15 protein-coding genes are annotated in these 17,517 nt (G+C 44.1%); 7 read left to right on the top strand and 8 right to left on the bottom strand.

Going from position 1 to position 17,517, the window contains the following annotated elements:
• Positions 1-377: 377 nt before the first annotated feature.
• The 4 genes from HZY94_RS03705 to HZY94_RS03690 are packed head-to-tail and all read right to left on the bottom strand — an operon-like array spanning position 378 to position 3,929.
• On the bottom strand, positions 378-2,096 hold the full coding sequence (locus HZY94_RS03705) for a phospho-sugar mutase (RefSeq protein WP_179925064.1): 1,719 nt from the start codon (positions 2,094-2,096) through the stop codon (positions 378-380).
• Positions 2,097-2,134: 38 nt separating this feature from the next.
• Positions 2,135-2,704 (bottom strand): ECF transporter S component, encoded by a 570-nt coding sequence (locus HZY94_RS03700; protein WP_179925063.1) that lies wholly within the window; start codon positions 2,702-2,704, stop codon positions 2,135-2,137.
• Positions 2,697-3,242, bottom strand: a complete 546-nt coding sequence (coaC, locus tag HZY94_RS03695; protein ID WP_160333040.1) for a phosphopantothenoylcysteine decarboxylase — start codon at positions 3,240-3,242, stop codon at positions 2,697-2,699. The genes HZY94_RS03700 and coaC overlap by 8 nt, the downstream gene beginning before the upstream one ends.
• On the bottom strand, positions 3,243-3,929 hold the full coding sequence (locus HZY94_RS03690) for a phosphopantothenate--cysteine ligase (protein ID WP_160333039.1): 687 nt from the start codon (positions 3,927-3,929) through the stop codon (positions 3,243-3,245).
• Positions 3,930-3,998: 69 nt separating this feature from the next.
• On the opposite strand from HZY94_RS03690, the gene HZY94_RS03685 reads away from it, so the two are divergent.
• From HZY94_RS03685 to HZY94_RS03675, 4 genes are all read left to right on the top strand, one after another.
• Positions 3,999-5,666 carry a formate--tetrahydrofolate ligase gene (locus HZY94_RS03685; protein WP_160333038.1) on the top strand — a complete coding sequence of 556 codons (1,668 nt, stop codon included), beginning with the start codon at positions 3,999-4,001 and terminating at the stop codon, positions 5,664-5,666.
• Between the two features lie 430 nt (positions 5,667-6,096).
• Positions 6,097-6,405, top strand: coding sequence for a hypothetical protein (locus HZY94_RS10495; protein ID WP_228064548.1), 309 nt, complete (start codon positions 6,097-6,099; stop codon positions 6,403-6,405).
• Positions 6,406-7,050 (top strand): Abi family protein, encoded by a 645-nt coding sequence (locus HZY94_RS03680; RefSeq protein WP_331251111.1) that lies wholly within the window; start codon positions 6,406-6,408, stop codon positions 7,048-7,050. It begins immediately after the preceding gene.
• A 245-nt stretch (positions 7,051-7,295) separates the two neighbouring features.
• A complete protein-coding gene (locus tag HZY94_RS03675; protein ID WP_160333481.1) occupies positions 7,296-7,634 on the top strand; it encodes an ATP cone domain-containing protein in 339 nt (112 codons plus the stop codon).
• A gap of 177 nt (positions 7,635-7,811) precedes the next feature.
• Here HZY94_RS03675 and HZY94_RS03670 read toward each other — a convergent pair whose 3' ends face one another.
• Genes HZY94_RS03670 through HZY94_RS03655 form a run of 4 tightly spaced genes read right to left on the bottom strand, consistent with a single transcriptional unit; the run spans position 7,812 to position 11,426 of the window.
• Positions 7,812-8,411 carry a response regulator transcription factor gene (locus tag HZY94_RS03670; RefSeq protein WP_179925062.1) on the bottom strand — a complete coding sequence of 200 codons (600 nt, stop codon included), beginning with the start codon at positions 8,409-8,411 and terminating at the stop codon, positions 7,812-7,814.
• Between the two features lie 2 nt (positions 8,412-8,413).
• Positions 8,414-9,514, bottom strand: coding sequence for a sensor histidine kinase (locus HZY94_RS03665; RefSeq protein ID WP_179925061.1), 1,101 nt, complete (start codon positions 9,512-9,514; stop codon positions 8,414-8,416).
• Positions 9,511-10,248 carry an ABC transporter permease gene (locus tag HZY94_RS03660; RefSeq protein WP_179925060.1) on the bottom strand — a complete coding sequence of 246 codons (738 nt, stop codon included), beginning with the start codon at positions 10,246-10,248 and terminating at the stop codon, positions 9,511-9,513. The genes HZY94_RS03665 and HZY94_RS03660 overlap by 4 nt, the downstream gene beginning before the upstream one ends.
• On the bottom strand, positions 10,245-11,426 hold the full coding sequence (locus HZY94_RS03655; protein ID WP_179925059.1) for an XRE family transcriptional regulator: 1,182 nt from the start codon (positions 11,424-11,426) through the stop codon (positions 10,245-10,247). Before HZY94_RS03655 ends, HZY94_RS03660 begins: the two co-directional genes overlap by 4 nt.
• 227 nt (positions 11,427-11,653) lie before the next feature.
• Between HZY94_RS03655 and HZY94_RS10490 the strand changes: the two genes are divergently transcribed.
• Genes HZY94_RS10490 through HZY94_RS03640 form a run of 3 tightly spaced genes read left to right on the top strand, consistent with a single transcriptional unit; the run spans position 11,654 to position 16,623 of the window.
• Positions 11,654-14,293 carry a G5 domain-containing protein gene (locus tag HZY94_RS10490; protein WP_228064546.1) on the top strand — a complete coding sequence of 880 codons (2,640 nt, stop codon included), beginning with the start codon at positions 11,654-11,656 and terminating at the stop codon, positions 14,291-14,293.
• Positions 14,294-14,347: 54 nt separating this feature from the next.
• Entirely contained in the window at positions 14,348-15,397 is a 1,050-nt protein-coding gene (locus HZY94_RS03645) for a DUF6287 domain-containing protein (RefSeq protein ID WP_179925058.1), read from the top strand.
• Positions 15,398-15,411: 14 nt separating this feature from the next.
• Entirely contained in the window at positions 15,412-16,623 is a 1,212-nt protein-coding gene (locus tag HZY94_RS03640; protein ID WP_179925057.1) for a hypothetical protein, read from the top strand.
• The last annotated feature ends 894 nt before the right edge of the window (positions 16,624-17,517 follow it).

The raw sequence follows: 17,517 nt of genomic DNA, 5'->3' as shown, positions 1-17,517 counted from the left end.
ACACATAGAGGTTCTAGAGGACTATTTGCCATGGTCTGAAATCATACAGAAGAATTGTCAATAAAAAAGGTTCCCGAGTCAATCAACTCTGGAACCTTTTTCATATACTTGGTTATAGCGCGCTTACGTCGAATCTAACGACGTGTGGATTCAAAATAGAAAGAGTATTAAAACCCCTAGTCGAGCATATCACTCGGCTAGGGGTTTTGATGTACGACGGGCATGTCGTACATCAAAACCAGCCCTCACTCAACGAGGACTGGTTTCCTGTCTAGATTATTATCTTGAACGACATGTGTTAAAAGTTAATTGAACCGCCGTGTGCCGAACGGCACGCACGGTGGTGTGCGAGGGACTAGTGATTAGTCCCTACTCGATTATTCTACAAAAGCGTTAATTTCAGCTTCGATGGCTGCGATTTTAGCTTCGGCTTCTTGGCTGGAGTCCCCAACCACGGCGAGGTAGAATTTCATTTTTGGTTCGGTACCGGAAGGGCGGACTGCAATCCAGGAGCCGTCTTCCAGTGTGTATTTGAGCACGTCGCTTGGTGGTGTTGTAAGGGCTGTTACTTGGCCTTGAGCGTCGGTCGCTGTTAGCTCCTTGAAGTCTTCTGTGAGGACGACAGGGCTTTGGTTGAAGCTGGCTGGTGCTTGGTCACGGAATTTGCTCATGATGGCTTTAATTTTAGCTGCTCCATCGACACCAGAGAGGGTTACAGAGAGAGTTTTTTCAGCATAGTAACCGTACTCTTTGTAGATTTCTTCGATTCCATCGGCGAGGGTTAGGCCACGGGAGCGGAAGTAGGCAGCGATTTCGGCTACAATCAATACAGCTTGGATGGCATCTTTGTCCCGTACGAATGGTTTGATGAGGTAACCGAAACTTTCTTCAAAACCGAAGAGGTAGGTGTGGCTACCGGTATCTTCAAATTCTTGGATTTTTTCAGCAATGAATTTGAAACCAGTCAAGACGTTGAACATGGTTGCGCCGTAGCTTTCGGCAATCTTGGTTACGAGGTCAGTTGAAACAATCGATTTAGCCAAGGCTGCGTTACTTGGAAGGGTACCAGCTGATTTATGGGCTTCCAAGATATATTTAGCGATGATGGCACCGATTTGGTTTCCAGATAGGTTTTTATAAGAGCCATCTGCCTGCAAGACTTCAACACCGAGGCGGTCTGCGTCAGGGTCTGTTGCGATCAAGACATCTGCACCAACTTCACGGCCTAGTTCTTCTGCAAGGGCAAAGGCTGCTTGGCTTTCAGGGTTTGGTGATTTAACAGTCGAGAAGTCTGGGTCAGCTGTTAGCTGGCTTTCAACCAGTTGGACTGAATCAAAACCTGCCTGGGCAAGGGCACGACGTGCCAACATCTCACCTGTTCCGTGAAGTGGAGTGTAGACAATTTTCATGTCTTTTCCATATTCTTCAATCAAGGCTGGATTGATGGTTACACTTTGGACTTCCTTGAGGTATTCCGCATCCACAGCTTCACCAATAATCTCAATGAGGTTATTGGCTTGGGCTGCTTCGGCATCAGCAACTTGGATGCTGAAGGGATCTGTAATTTCGCGGATAAAGTTGGTCAGAGCATCCGCATCTGCCGGTGGCATTTGGCCCCCATCTTCCCCATAAACCTTATAACCGTTAAATGGCGCAGGGTTGTGGGAAGCTGTAATCATAATTCCAGCGAAGGCATTGAGGTGACGGACCGCAAAGGATAGCTCCGGAGTTGGCCGCAGGCTTTCAAAGACATAGGATTTGATGCCATGTTGAGCCAAGACAGCCGCAGATTCCATTGCAAATTCAGGAGAGAAGTGACGACTATCGTAGGCAATGGCAACACCACGCGCCTTGAATTCCTCACCCTTGCTTTCAATCAGACGAGCCAGTCCCTCAGTTGCCTGACGAACCACAAAGATATTGATACGGTTGGTACCCGCACCGATAATCCCCCGCATTCCAGCCGTACCGAATTCGAGGTTGGTGTAGAAGGCATCTTCCTTCTGACTGTCGTCCATAGCCTCTAACTCTTGGCGTAAGTAAGCTGGTAGATTTTCTTGCTCAAGCCAGTTTTGATAAGATTCCAAATAGGTCATATGATAATCTCCTTTTATTATATTCGCAATCGCTTACATTATAGCACTATTTTAACTTTTTTCAAAATCGGAAAAGCAGCTGCTGTAATAAATCCGGCTAGGGCCATTTCCGCAAAAGAATTGGTTGTGAGAATGGCGGCCAGAAAATTTTGCAGGTTCCCTTGGTAGATAGCTGGAAACAAAAGGAAAATTCCTGAAAGCACAAAGAAGGTATTGGTTAAGGAACCCACAACACCGGCTAAACCGAGGCCAAAGCGATTGGGCAGTAAGCGGAAAATAAAATAAGGAAAGAGCCCAATCAGGATCCGTGGGAGAAAGGCAATCACCAGCGAAAGCAGACTCCCATTAGGCGCAAAGGGACTGAAGAGATAGCTGGTTGGTTGCAGGAAAATTGTATTGGTGACCATGGAGATAAGCCCCATAAAGAAGCCCAGTAACATACCGGTTTTGGGACCATAACGAATGGAGCCGATGATGACCGGAATATGAATCAGGGTTGGTCGAATCACAAAGGGGAGTAGGTTAAAAATAAAACCACTCAACCACTGGATAACCAGCATGGCCGCTAGGAAAATAGCCAGCACTGCAGTTGTATTGGATTTACGCAAGATCAAGAACCTCCTTTACAGCTTCTAAAATAGTCGGTATCTCAGCTAGGGCTCCAATTCCATAATCGCCACAGGCTAGTAGCGAGGCCCGGGGTTCAATCATTTGGTAGCCCAGCTCTTGCAAGCGAGCGAGATTATTCTGGCTGGCTGGATTGAGATACATATTGGTATTCATGGCTGGAGCCAGTAATTTGGGCGTTGTTGCCGGTAGGGCCAAGGCTGTGGCGGTCACAATATTATCCGCCATCCCATTGGCCAATTTAGCCAGAGTATTGGCAGAAGCGGGGGCTAGGAGAAAGAGATCGCTGTCCTTGGCCAATTGGATATGGTTGACCTTGCTGGGATCCGGCTCTTCCATAGTGTCCAGATGAACCCGGTTTTGCGAGAGCACCTGCAGGGTCAAGGGGGTGATAAAGGCTTGGGCTGATTCGGTCATCAAGACATGAACCTGGTGGCCATATTTTCGCAATTGACTGACCAGATCAGCTGCTTTATAGGCGGAAATACTGCCGGTGACGGCGAGGGTGATGGTGGCCATCTAAGACTCCTTTCTGATAAAATCGACCAGTTTTTGGGCGATTTCGGATTTGGTCTGGGCTTCTTGTACCCGATCGGACTCAACAAGATAGGCCTGGTGGTGATTTTGGTCAATTTGTGTGAGATCATTGGCAACAATTAGGTCGGCCCGATTTTTTGTCAGTGAAGCACGTGCCACCGCTAGTAGCTCTTCAGGACTGACAGAGACCAGTAGTTTAAAGCCAATCAAACGGAGCTGGGGATTCCAGTCCTTGACCTGTTGAATCAACTTTGGTGTTTTCTCCAGGAACATCACTTGATGGTCGGCCGCAGAGGACAGTTTGCCGCCTTTTTGAGCTGGCTCTAGAAAGGCTTGCAGATCATTGGCCTCTTGAACTTTTTCCAAAGGAACCATCTGTACGGGGCGATAATCGGATACGGCCATGCTGTGAATCAGAACCTGGTGCTGGGGCACCTGGCTTTGGAGGGCTAGCTCCAGATCTCGGGTTGTTTTGATCAAGACTTGCTGGAGCTGGGGATGGGCTGGAGGCTTGACCGCCTGTTCGGTTGTAATCAGAGTCACTTCAAAACCAGCTTCCAAACAAGCTTGGGCGATGGTGCTTCCCAAACGCCCGGTTGATTGGTTGGTAATGGCCCGAACCTGATCAATAGGTTCGGAGGTTCCACCTGCTGTGATTAAAATTTTCATAAGCCAATTATACACCTTTTTCAGGGATTTGGCTTTTGTTATAATGAGAGGGAAAGAGGAGGACTGGCTATGAAAACAGATATTCAAATTGCACAAGAAAGTTCCTTAAAACCCATCGTCGAAATCGCTGTAGCTTTAGGCTTAAGTGCGGATGCGATTGAACAATATGGTCCCTATAAGGGGAAAATTTCCTATCCAACCTTGATGGAATTGAAGCAAAAAGAAGCGGGCAAGCTGATCTTGGTGACGGCTATCAATCCGACCCCTGCAGGAGAGGGCAAATCAACGGTGACAATTGGCCTTGCAGACAGTCTGAATGCTGCAGGTCACCAGACAATGATTGCCCTCAGAGAGCCCTCTCTAGGTCCGGTGATGGGCTTGAAAGGCGGGGCTGCTGGTGGTGGCTATGCGCAGGTACTGCCCATGGAGGACATCAATCTCCATTTTACGGGTGATATGCATGCCTTGACCAGTGCCCACAATACCCTATCGGCCTTGATTGACAACCACATTCACCAGGGCAATGCCTTGGACTTGGATCCCAGTCGTATCGCCTGGAAACGGGTTTTAGATATCAATGATCGGAGTCTGCGGCAGATTGTCATTGGGTTAGGCGGACCTATCAATGGACAACCTCGGGAAGATGGCTTTGACATCACGGTGGCCAGTGAAATGATGGCGATTCTTTGCCTGGCGCGTGATCTTCAAGACCTGCAAGAACGCTTGGCCAATATTTTAATCGGTTATAACCGAGCAGACCAGCCCCTCTTTGTGAAGGACCTGGAGGTTCAAGGGGCCCTCACCCTCTTGCTCAAGGACGCTCTCAAACCCAATTTGGTCCAAACCATTTACGGAACCCCAGCCCTCGTCCACGGCGGCCCCTTCGCCAATATCGCGCATGGCTGTAATTCGGTCCTGGCGACAGAGACTGCCCTATCCTTGGCCGATATTACCGTCACCGAAGCCGGTTTCGGGGCTGATCTAGGGGCGGAGAAGTTCCTCGATATCAAGGTGCCCCATCTCCGCAAAGCCCCAGACGCCATTGTCCTTGTTGCCACCATCCGAGCCCTCAAAATGCACGGCGGCATATCCAAAGCGGATCTAGCTCAAGAAGATTTAGGAGCCTTGGAAGCTGGTTTTGCCAATCTCTCCCACCATGTTAACAGTTTAGCCACAACTGGTCGTCCTGTCATCGTGGCCCTCAACCGCTTCGCAGGCGATAGCCCTGCTGAACTAACGCTCCTGCAAGAGCTCTGCCAAGCTGCCGCTATTCCGGTTGCCCTGACAGAAGTTTGGGAAAAAGGGCCTCAAGGAGGCCAAGAATTGGTCAAGACCCTCCTCCCTTACTTGGTAGAAGAAAAGGACTTTACCCCTTATTACCAGGTTGAGGATCAGTTCCTGACAAAACTGGAAACGTTAGCTCAAAAAGCCTACGGTGCCCAGGGCGTTGACTTGGCTCCCAAAGCAGCCAAACAACTCAAGCACTTCCAAAACCAAGGCTGGGACCAACTCCCTATTTGTATGGCTAAAACGCCCTATTCCTTATCAGACAATCCAAGCTTAGGCGGCCGCCCTCAGAACTTCCGCATCACCATCCGCGAGTTTCAGTTGCGCAACGGAGCCGGCTTTATTGTCGCCCTTGCTGGCAATGTCCTCACTATGCCCGGCCTCCCTAAGGACCCGGCAGCCCTCCACATGGGCTTGGATGCCGATGGGCAAGTTTTTGGGCTGTTCTAGAAACGCATGAAGAGAAGCTAGAGTAATACTTACTCCGTTGAATCTGTTTTGGTAAACTGAAAACAGATTAGAAGTCACCGAAGATACAGAAATGTATAACTCGGTGGCTTTTTTCATATATCCCCTATGGGACATTATCTGCTTCGATTTACTTAAGACATTATCACTTTCGAATGATATTTGTCGTGAAGAGGTAGGGAAATTCTTGACTTAGTAGATACTATAGTACTATAATTTAATTAGATTAGAAGTCATCGAAGGTACAGAGATGTATAACTAGGTGGCCTTTTTTTCATACTATGGAGAGATATTTGATGTCTAATAACATACTTGAATTAACAAATTTTAAAGATTACTTACCATTAAATTTAGATATTACAGGTAAAAATCAGTTGATTTATAGGCCGGTATTAGCACCAAATCAATTAAAATGGCTCTTGAACCAGCTTTAACTGAAGAACAGTTATATAATCACATGAAGAAAAGCTCTAACTGGTCCTTCAATTACAATGGGAATCATGATTTTTATAAACAGGATTGTCTTGACTTTTTAAGAGACACAGATTTCCAGTCTTTTTCTCAATATGGAAAGTTGGTAAATAGAAGATATATAGAAGCTAAGAGAATCTATTTATTTGATAGTTACTTTAGGAATTTTCTTCAAGAGATACTAGAGCGTATTGAAGTTTTTTTGAAGAAAAGTACGGCTGACGCTCTGACAATTGGATATAATAAATAAATCTATATTTTTGAAGATGATGATCTTTATTATTCGGGACAGTCTAAATACTGTAAAGAAAATCCTAAGAGGCAGGACCTTGTTTTGAAAACAAAATATCATTTATCACGATTGGTTTTGGAAAAACAAGATGATGCTATAATCTGCAAACAGATTAATCAGTATGGGGTCGTGTTGCCATGGACAGTTTTTCGTTTAATGACATTTGGAAACCTAACGTCTTTCCTTATTGCTCTACAACCAGAATATCGAAATAAAGTTGCTGCTCATATCAGCTCAGTCTTGAATCAAGAAGATAAGATTCCAGCAAAAATCCTATTATCTTGGTGTAATGCGCCTCGCTATCTTAGAAATATTTGCTCACATAATGGCAGATTATATAGCCGCTTACACCATACATTACCTGCTTTTCATCGCTCTGATAGAGAGTTACTAGAGATAGATTTAGATAATGACGGTAAAACATTACTTATTTACTTTATAGCAATGAGACATCTTATCTTGTCTATGTCTTTAGAATCCCAAAGTTTTTGGAATAAAAAGTTGCAAAAACTCCTAGAAGAAAGTTATCGGGAACAGATAGATTTGAGACACTATGGTTTTTCTAAAAAGTGGATAGAACTGTTGACAATAAATATAGGATAGCTGATTATTCGAATGTAACAGTTTTTCAGACTGTTTTAGCAAGTTGACAAAAGCCTTAGAATCTGGTATAGTGTGACTATGCGATGAGTCGATCGGTAGCGCAAGCTACCCATCAAGCATAGGAGGTCATATCGCAGGAGCGGACCTTGATGAGTTGTGTGAACCTGCTCATCACACGGAAGTGCCTTTCGGATCCCTCCTCTTTTTGAGTGAGGGATTTTTTCGACTAGAAGTGGAGGAAAAGTATGCAAGTCATTAAACGTGATGGACAAGTAACCGAATTTGATCCCGATAAAATCTACCAAGCTATTTTAAAAGCAGCTCAGTCTGTTTTTGTACTCGATGATTCACTCCGTCAAAATCTAGCTCAGGTCACTAAAAAAGTGGTGATGGATTTAGAGGAAGCCAGAGTTGAAAAAGCAACCATCAGCATGATCCAGTCCATGGTTGAAAATCGTCTACTAGATGCTGGTTATATCAATATTGCCGAGCACTATATTTCCTACCGCCTCCAACGGGATTTAGAACGCAACGGCTATGAGGACCGGATCAACGTTCACTTAAAATTTGAACAGTTAAAATAAGCGACAGATATTTGTGATACTAGATTGCGTTAAAAACTAGTTTAAATACACACCAGGCAGCAAGTCGAAGCTAACGACGTGTGGATGTAAACTAGAAAGAATATGAACCTCAAAAAAAGCTTAGGATCCTGTTAGGTGTAACAGCGATTCTAAGCTTTTTCTTGCTTACAATTGTCTTTAAATCCAGCCTTGCTCCCGGGCAATTTTAGCGGCTGCGGTTCGGTTTTCGGCGTTTAGTTTATTCAGGATGTTGGTCATATAGTTGCGGATGGTCCCTTCAGATAGGTGGATGGTCTGGGCAATACTTTTATTGGACAGGCCTTGGGCGACTAGTTGGAGGACCTGGGCTTCCTGGCTGGTAAGCGGGTTGTGCTGGGTTAGGAGCAGATCCATGAGCTCAGGGGAGTATTCTTTGTGACCGGCTAGTACAGTATGGATGGTCTGCATGAGGTCTGTGATGGAGCGTTCCTTGAGTACGTAAGCATCGACATTGGCCTTGATGGCTCGTTCGAAATAGCCAGGGCGTTTGAAGGTGGTGACAATGATGATTTTGATGGCGGGATATTGTTCTTTACTCCATTCGAGGACATCCAGTCCTGATTTCTCCGGCATTTCAACATCTAGAATGGCGATATCGATGGGTTTTGTTTTTAGTAAGGCAATGGCTTCTTGACCATGACCAGCTTCAAAGACTTCACTAACCTCGGGTTGGAGCCGCAGGAGCTGGCAAAGGGCATCGCGGAGCATGGCTTGGTCTTCGGCAACTAAAATCTTCATGGTTAGTCCTCTTCTAATGGGATTTGGATATTAATTTGGGTAGGGTTGGCCAGGGACACAAAATGAATGTCTCCCTTGATTGGGATCAAACGTTTACGGACGGAGTGGAGTTCTGTTCCAGTGAATTTTTGAAAGCCAATACCATTATCTTGGTAGGTCAGGCAAATGTGTTTCTGGTTTTGGGTGAACAGCAGGTTACAGGTTTGAGCCTGGCTGTGTTTGATGAGATTGTTAGCCAGTTCTCGAAGAATCATGGAGACAAGGGTTTGTTTGTGGGGGCTGAGACTGTTCGCAAGTTCCTTGTCTTCAATGGTCAGTTGGATCTGGGCCAGCTCCAGCATTTGTTGCAGGATTTGGAGTTCCTGGTGGATGGTGTGTGTGTTGACCTGCTCAACCAGTTGCCGGACATCGGCCATGGATTGCTTGGAGATCTGTTGCAGGTCACGGACCTCTTTGAGGGCTTGGTCTTTGAGGTCCTGTTGAATCAGTGTTTGGGTCAGTTCGGCCTTAATGGCCATCATAGCAAAGACGTGCCCTAGGGTGTCGTGGAGGTCTTGGCTAATCCGGTTCCGCTCATTTTCCGCTAGGAGGAGATTGATCGATTCATTTTGCTGGCGCATTTTGGCTTCCATTTTTTCCTTTTTGACTTCCGCCAAATTCCCAAATAGTAGGGCGAGACCAAAGAGGTGAAGGATGATCAAAGCGACTTTCACTTCAATGGCGATGGGGGCCAGAATGGACCAGATGAAGATAACTCCGATGGAAATTGCATAGGAGATGGTTCGATAATTCCAGCTCTCATCTTTGTAATGCCAAGAAATAAGATTCGATAGGTTAAAAATAAAGAGGGTTTGGAGTGGATTAGCGAAGAAGAAGCCAGAAAAAATGTAGGCAATCAGGTAAAACCAGGCCAGGCAGGAGTAGCCAGGATGGTCCGTATAAAGGAGGGAAATATAGAGGACGGCAAAGGCTAAGGTCATACCGATATAAAGGAGCGGAAAGCTGCTATAGTGAGCGTAGTAAAACGGAAAGTAGAGAAAGAGCAGCCCGACAAAAAACAGAGGGTTTATCTTACGGTAGTGGAAGATCCAAAATTTTTTCATAGAAGCCTCACCTTCTTTTGTTTGGAGAGAATGGACGAGATACTATAGAAAATTATGGCATATCCAAGGACAACAAGCAAGGATTTCCAAAGAAATTCTCCCTTCAGGGCATACTGAACGACCAGTTGATTGACATGGTAGCTAGGAGTTAGTTTGGAAATACCTTGGAGCCAATCTGGGAAAAGACTGATCGGCATCCAGGAACCGCCCAGGATGGCCAAGAGTAAAAAGAGGACATTGGCTACCAGTGACAAGGTTTGTTCTGACTGAATGTGCTGCAAGCAGAGGCCTAGAGCGAGGTAAACTGTTGCGGTTAGGAGCAGCAAGAGGGCACTCAGAAGCCAAGTAGCTGGTGTTAGCTGAATATTTCTGAGGAAGGCCCCATTTAGGAAAACGATGAGAATAGAAGCCAGAAAACAGATCCCGACACGGAGAATCTTGGACAGATGGTACTTCCATAAAGGGAGCGGAGAATGGCGGAGGAAGCTGAGCCAGTGATTCTTTTGATCTTCCACCAGCATCATCGGAAAACTAAAGAGGGCAAAGCTAGACATGGAAAAGCTGGTCATCGTTAACATATAGGAAATTAGAAAAGATTCTTGAGTCTCTGGCTGTTCCATCTGAACAGTCGATGAGAACAGGGTAAAGAAAAAGAGGGGAATCCCAATGGCGAGTAAGAAACTGCCCAGGCTTCGTTTGAAGCGGATGCTTTCAATAGTCAGTAAGGCTTTCATGCTTGGTCTCCTTCTTGGTTTTCAAATAGACTGGCGAGTAGGCTCTGGTTTTGCAGTTGGAGATCGGAAATCCGGCAACCCTGCTGAGTGAGCTCTTGCCAGACCTGCTCGATCTCCGCCGTTTGAAATTGAACTGTGTCTCTTGTATGGGTCAGGTTAGAAATTCCGGTAAGCTGGGCGACAACTGGAGCCCAGCTAGCAGCTAGTGTAACTTGTTTATCGTTTTGTTCATTGCGAATGGTAAAGGGACTGGTATCGCGTACTAACTGGCCTTGGTGCAGGAGGAGGATCCGGTCAGCGGTTGTTTCGACCTCCTCGAGGTAGTGGCTGGTATAGAAAACCGTCACCCCACGCGCCTTTAGCTCTTGAATGATGGTCCAAAAATGTTGGCGCGTGCTGGTATCCATACCAGCGGTCGGCTCATCGAGGAACAGCAGCTTGGGTTTGCCGATGAGGATGAGGATAAAGGCCAAGAGGCGTTTCTGACCTCCCGACAGTTTCCCGGCTAGCTGTTGTTTCTGAGCTTGGGAAAACTGCAACCAGCGGTCGATCTCTGCTGGCCTTAGAGCATCCTTGTAAATAGACTGGAAGAAGTTCAGTAATTCTTGTACTTTGAGATCCGTCGGAATGACATTTTCTTGGGGCAGTACAGCCAGTTCTTGGGGGGAGCTGGTCATCGTGATTGTCCCCTGACTGGGAACCATCTCTCCGAGTAGGCAGGAAATGAGACTGGTTTTACCAGCTCCATTGTCTGATTGGTCCAAAAGATTTTCTAAGGGGATATTGGTTTGGATATGGTACATAGTTTTTAAAAAGATGACATAATAACTGGCAAGATAGAGGTCATCCTTTTTCCCATGTTCATAAAGATGATCAATTTCTTTCCAAATCGTATCCGCTTTTTCGCCATTTTGAATGTAGGCATAGACAGTTTCTGCCATCTTATCAGAATAACTTGGATTGTAGCTATGTAAATCAGTAATAAAGTCCGTCATATTAACGCCGAGACGACCGATTAGTAAATCTAATAACTCAGTGTTAATTTTTTGCATTCCCTTTTCAAATCGTCCTAGATACTGTGGCGTACAGAAGTCTCCCGCAGCCTCCTTGAGGGACATTCCACGACTTTCCCGAAAACGTTTAAAATTCTCTCCCCAAGCGAATGCACATTCCTTCATTAAAAAACCCCTTTTTTTTTGCAATTTATATTTAACATTATACACAAATGACGCTCTGATGTACATAGATGAACTTATAAGTTCGAATCTAAGAAAAAATAGGAGCGGAGAAGAAGATTGAACCTATAAGTTCATTTGAAAAAAATGGTTTAAGTTTCTGTTAAGCTATCCTATAGAATATTAAATCTCATCCGATATTCTGACATTTTACATATAGGAGAAACTTTATGAAATTTAATAGAAAACAGATTTTTTCGATTCGAAAGACTCTATTAGGAGTCGGGAGTGTTTTAATCGCTCTATCCTTTTTAGGGCAGTCGGTGTCTGCAGATGAAGTCCTTGAACCAAAAAATAGCTCTACAGAGTTGGTTGCCACCCCTCAGCAAAACTCCGCAGTCCCTGAACCGAAAGTAGAAACAACAGTTATTCCGGCAACAACGGAATATGTGGCGGATGAAACGCTTGAAGTTGGTCAAAGCCAGGTGCAGACACCTGCAGTTGATGGAAAAACCGAGCAAATTACAAGCTACAAGCAGCAGGAGACGGTTGTGGATCCGGTCGACCAGTCAGCCAAGGATGCCATGGCTGCGACGGATTACAAATATGGTCCAAGTGATTTCTACCATCTGGATACGACCCAAGAAAAACCTAGCGATCAGATTGTGATTGACAAGCTCTTTTCAGATGTCCAACCAATGACTTTAGAGGAAGTCAAAAACAACAGCTCCATTCGGGATATGGTGACAGGTGGCGAGTATACAATCAATGAGTGGTCTAGGAATGGTGTTACAGATCGCCATGGTTTACTGAAACTCACGAGTCTTGATCCAAATAAGGAGGACATCTACCTTCCTACGGAAAGTATCGATCCTCAAAATCCAGCTTTCCAACTTCTCTTAAAAAACTATAGTTTTATCGGTACAAGTTCAAGAAATTATTCTTCAACTCCGTGGACAGGTGATTTGCAGGGAGAGGATAGCGAAGCTCTTCGGAAAGCAATATATGAGGAATTAGCTAAAAAGGCATCTGAAAATTTAGCCAATCTTGCAGGCTTTCGTTATATCAATGATTTAGTCGGTGAAGGTAGTGATGAAGCAACAGCCCTTAAAGGCTATTTTACCAGTCAACTCCCCATTACGGAGCAACTCTATGCGGATGCCAGGGCTGACTATGAACGCTTCCTACTTGGTGTCAAAGAAGCAGAAATGCAAGAGAGAGTATCTGTGGGTGCTCGTTATGATCCTAAAACACAGTCTGGAAAAGATTACATAATTTTAAATCCCGTAATCCGTGTTGCTCGTCATGCCTTTGAGACGATTACTCAGCGTTACAATGCATCAAAGGGCTATACTCAACTTCCAATTAGTTTTGAAGATGCTTTCCTAACAAGCGAGCAGCAAGAAGCATTAATCAAGAAGTTATTCGATCTACCTGATGAACTTAAGTCTCATATCTTAAAAATAGTTGTGACTGGCGAAGAACTTGAGTCAGGAGGAAATGTGCTTGGAATTAACTATTGGGCTAGCAACGATATCTGGCTTCGGGATACTGTGGAGCGAGAGTTCGCTGTCCCAACCAATCAAGGAAAGAAGGTGATTAGTCTTCTCATTCCACAGTCTTTCGATCTCCTTGATACTTTTTTCCATGAATTAGGACATGCGATTGATAATCAGTCAGGCAAAACAGTCTATGATTATAATGCTTATAAAGTAGCAAATGGAACAACTCAGAAAGATATTCAATCCATGGGGCGTTTATCCTACTCAGATGAATTTCTCAAAGTTTTTGAAGAATATTTCTTAAATAAGGAAGATGTTTGGGATTATATCCGCTGGACCCCGAGTGAGGCTTGGGCGGAGGCTTTAGGGAAATATATCAATAAGAGGTTAAATGGTGTTCCCTATAAACGTTATAAGAAAATTGGAGATACTGTTTATAGTTATAATCCTGCCTATGCCGGTTTGAATCCGGAATACGATGCCATGAAAGAGACGGTCTATGATGTCGGCTATAGTCCGGTTGAGGCTTCAGAATGGTACTGGGAAAGCATGTATCAGAAACTTTTTGTTCCGCAGATCTTGAAAGAAATCGTGGTCGATAAGATTGAAACAAAAACAACCCCGGCCCAAAATGGGAAAATCTTGGTTGGTACAAAACCCAAGGTCCAGGTAGAGGTGCTTTCTTATCAAACCAACTATGTTGCGGATGATACCCAAGACTATGGTTATCGCCTTGAAGTCGGGGGTGTTGATGGTCAAAAAATTACCACAACGACCTATGTCTTAGTTGGTCAAGAGGCGCAAGCCAATGAGCCGTCGATTCGCCAAGAAGCAGTCATTGATAAGGTTGTCACCTTGGGAACAAAAGCCAAACAAGCGCAGGTTAATCTAGTCGAGATCCGTACCGTTTATCTCGATGACCAAAGTCTAGAGATGGGAACAGAGTTGGAAAAACAAGCAGGTTCCCAAGGCTATACCATGCGGACTGTAACCTATCGTCTAAACCCTGAGACAGGTGAGATTACAGAGACTGTTACAGATGTGGTGACACCAATGGTCGAGCGGATTGTGCTACGTGGCAGCAAGTCAGTTCTTATTGTGGAAACAGAAGTCTTACCAACTGTTAAAGGCAATCCAAATCCTCTTCCTAAAGCAGAGGTGGTTCAAACGCTCCATAAAGATCCAGTAACCACAGCTGAGCAACCGATTTTGACAGCGAATGTTCCTAAGTTTAATCAAGGAACAGCACCAAGCTCTAGCAAAGAGACTGTTCTGCCAAAGACAGGCTCAACAAGTGGACTAGCATTAAGTTTGCTAGGAACGGTTCTATTGGCTTTGGGACTAGCTGGAAAAAAGGAAGTTGAATAGATTCTCAATTTTAAATTTTTATAGAAAACAGCACTTATTGGAGATTAGAAGAAAATGAAAAAATATAGCACTCTTGGTCTATTGCTTAGCTGTAGCCTCCTGCTTAGGGCTTGCCAATCAAATCAGTCTCAAGCTCCCGCAAGCAGTTCAACAGAGCAAAGCAGTAGTCAGGCTCAAACAAAACAAACGCAATCAGCGAGCTCAACAGCTCCCTCCAGCAGTCAGGTCGAATCAAGCAAGGCATCATCTTCAAGTTCAACCGAACAATCTAGCAGCCAATCAGAGACGAAAGAAAGTTCCTCTGAGACTAAGGAAGCCAAGGAATTGGATTATGACCAGTTGTATGCAGAGACCTTAACCAAGATTAAAGCAGACCCTGACAATAAGGTGAGTCATTATGTCTTTTATGACATTGATGGAAACGGTACAAAGGAGCTCTTAACCGGTGTCTCATCAAACAATGAGCAAGCGCAGGCAGTAGCCATCTATTATCTTAAGAATGGGGTATCCACCTATTTGGCTCATTCTGAAGTTCAACCTGTGGGCGGTGGCCGCGCTGGTTTTCAGATTAATTCGGATGGTACTGTGACCCAGCTGCAGTGGTTATCGCAAAATGGTGAGGGAACGCAAACAACCTACAAGTTAGCTGCCGATAACAGTGGTGCTTCCGTAATTGAAGAAAAGCCCTTTAAAGTTGGGCAGGATGTTCCCACTGATACAGGTTTGGATTTAACAAATTTTGACTGGCAACCGCTAAGTGTACCAGCAGTGATTCCAGAAGCTGCCCCAGCAGCTGCTAAGGAAATGAATCTTGACGCCATTCGTGCAGGTGACTATTCGAGCTTATATGGCACCTGGACACAACCGAATGGCGAGACCATTGTCTTTGATGCGTCGAGCTTTGGGACAGGGAGCAGTCAAATTCACTATGTAAAAGATCTAAATGGTAGCCTGATGTTTGGCTACAATCTTCCATCAGGTGGATTGACCTTCATTCCAAAAGGAGTTGAATTTGGGGACTCGGATGCTAGTCGTGAACGTTACAATGTTCTGAGTGTATCAACAGGTAGTGTCCACGAGAATATGTACTATCGGGTAGATTAGTCATTTAAGGTGCTGTGTACCTACAATTTGCTGGTGCTTATATCAATGACAGAAGTCGGGAAAGTTTTACAGATTATTTTGAAGGAGAATTGTTTATGGATGTCAGTCAAGTTGGAAGCTACGTCGATAAAATCAAGGAATTTACATTAAAGAATAAGGTTGCAGTTGCTGCAGTTACTGCAGCAGTCCTAGTATTAGGCGTTGGTTATCAGGTTTACCAGTCACAACCTAAGAGTTTAGTTGCTGCGGTTCAGGTGGAGTTTACCGGATATGATGGATTTGGTGAACTTAGTTATGACTCCAAAGAAATTCAACGAATTGCTTATCGAAGTGCGGGCTTTAATAAAAATCAAACAGAAGATTTGGTGAATCAAGATGCGGTCGTTTTATCAGAGGTTTATGCAGATGCATCCTTGGGTCAGAAATATCAGAAAGCTGCGGCAATGATTTCCAGTGTTTCTTATAAATTTGACAAGCGTTCTGAATTGAGTAATGGCGATAAGGTAACTTTGACCGTTAAAACCTCTTCAAGTAAGTCTCCAATTAAGGAAGAGTCCAAGGAATTTAAAGTAGAGGGGCTTAAGAAAACAGAAACCATCTCCACAAAAGCCTTGCTGGAAGAATATCCTGTTACTTTTTCCGGATTTAATAACTATGGTAAAGTGGAATTACCAGAAGATGAGGATGGTTACGATTTCTTTACTGTTTCAGGGAAGAAGAGCAATTACAAAAATGGCGATAAGGTTCAATTAACGGTTTCGCCATCCTATGTATCAAATCTGCAGACAGAGGGCAAGAAGTTAGAGGCGACTGAGATTGAAGTCGAAGTGGACGGTTTGAAAGAGATCTCGGCTATTTCTAATCTTGCTGAGGCATTGGCTAAAAATGAGCCTTATGCTAAATCTCAACATCAAAATACGGGGCTTGCAACTTATACCTTGGAAAAACAAAAAGATTACATTTCCTATAAAGTTCCCTTATATGATGAAACAGTTTCTGGTCAGATTTACCTCGTAACTATCTATAAAATTAGTAAAGCCGGTAAGTTTGATGACTCTGTGGAGTATGCTTATTACGGTTACAGATACTACGTAAATGCTGATAACAGTCTTGATTTGGAAACAGCTAATAAAGTTTCTGGATTTAGTACACAAGATTATGCAAATCTTCGTGCTAGATTAGAGACAGACGGCTACAAAGAATATAAGGTGGCTGATAAGGAGTAGGACAAGAAGCTTCAAAATAGAAACACCGAGCATTTCCAACTTACGGAACTGCTCGGTGTTTACATACTATAATGATAAGTGCTAGTTCATTCTAATAATGAAAATAATTTTTTAATTCCACTTGCAACAAACAGCCACATCACTTATACTATATGTGTATATAATAAGAATATGTACTGAGCGTTAGGCAGGAGTGGTCGGTTGGTTTGACTGCTCCTGATAGCTTCAGCAGGGTTGTGTGTGGGCACCTCGAGTCAACAAGGAAAACACTCGTCAAAAGGATTCGCAAGAATCTTTTTTCACAGGTATCTACATTCAATTTCGTTTGACCAAATGGAGGAAGAGTTATGGCTTATATCTTGTTTACTTATGCCTTGCTGCTAACGATTTTTCAGTTTCTATGGCTATCGGCAGCAGTTAGGAATTTCCGTGATGTCAATGGTAATCAGTAGTGGCTTTTTGATTGCAGCGGCCTTGAATTTCTTTTACGGAGGTTCGGTCTTAAAGGCCCTTCTATCCGTGCTTATCCTCGCCCTTTCCTGGACTTATTTCGAGGATAGAAGGCGGACGGACAAGCCTATTTATTACAGCCACCACCTCTTGCGGTTGCTTTTTCACTGCTCATTAATCTATTTCCTATACTTTTAAGGACTGTGCTTGCCTTGTTCTAAGGCGAGTATGGTCTTTTTTTTGAAAAATTTTGGCTCTTTGTCAACTGTAGTGGGTAGAATTTTACAATCTATAAATAGTGAGTACAATATAGCCTAATACTCATTTAAAATCAAAAGTTGAAAAATAATGGATGCTTAGTTTTGAAATACAACAATATAAAACCACTACGTATCTAGAAAGGACCTTGTCCATTCTCTATTCACAATGGATTTTAAGGTTTGG

The organism is Streptococcus danieliae (assembly GCF_013415245.1).
GTDB lineage: Bacteria > Bacillota > Bacilli > Lactobacillales > Streptococcaceae > Streptococcus > Streptococcus danieliae_A.
This window is presented reverse-complemented; position numbering and strand designations above follow the sequence as displayed.

Coding starts and splice junctions, on each gene's coding strand:
- HZY94_RS03705 (WP_179925064.1), bottom strand. CDS start 2,096: ATGACCTATTTGGAATCTTATCAAAACTGGCTTGAGCAAGAAAATCTA.
- coaC (WP_160333040.1), bottom strand. CDS start 3,242: ATGGCCACCATCACCCTCGCCGTCACCGGCAGTATTTCCGCCTATAAA.
- HZY94_RS03690 (WP_160333039.1), bottom strand. CDS start 3,929: ATGAAAATTTTAATCACAGCAGGTGGAACCTCCGAACCTATTGATCAG.
- HZY94_RS03685 (WP_160333038.1), top strand. CDS start 3,999: ATGAAAACAGATATTCAAATTGCACAAGAAAGTTCCTTAAAACCCATC.
- HZY94_RS10495 (WP_228064548.1), top strand. CDS start 6,097: ATGGCTCTTGAACCAGCTTTAACTGAAGAACAGTTATATAATCACATG.
- HZY94_RS03675 (WP_160333481.1), top strand. CDS start 7,296: ATGCAAGTCATTAAACGTGATGGACAAGTAACCGAATTTGATCCCGAT.
- HZY94_RS03670 (WP_179925062.1), bottom strand. CDS start 8,411: ATGAAGATTTTAGTTGCCGAAGACCAAGCCATGCTCCGCGATGCCCTT.
- HZY94_RS03665 (WP_179925061.1), bottom strand. CDS start 9,514: ATGAAAAAATTTTGGATCTTCCACTACCGTAAGATAAACCCTCTGTTT.
- HZY94_RS03660 (WP_179925060.1), bottom strand. CDS start 10,248: ATGAAAGCCTTACTGACTATTGAAAGCATCCGCTTCAAACGAAGCCTG.
- HZY94_RS03655 (WP_179925059.1), bottom strand. CDS start 11,426: ATGAAGGAATGTGCATTCGCTTGGGGAGAGAATTTTAAACGTTTTCGG.
- HZY94_RS10490 (WP_228064546.1), top strand. CDS start 11,654: ATGAAATTTAATAGAAAACAGATTTTTTCGATTCGAAAGACTCTATTA.
- HZY94_RS03645 (WP_179925058.1), top strand. CDS start 14,348: ATGAAAAAATATAGCACTCTTGGTCTATTGCTTAGCTGTAGCCTCCTG.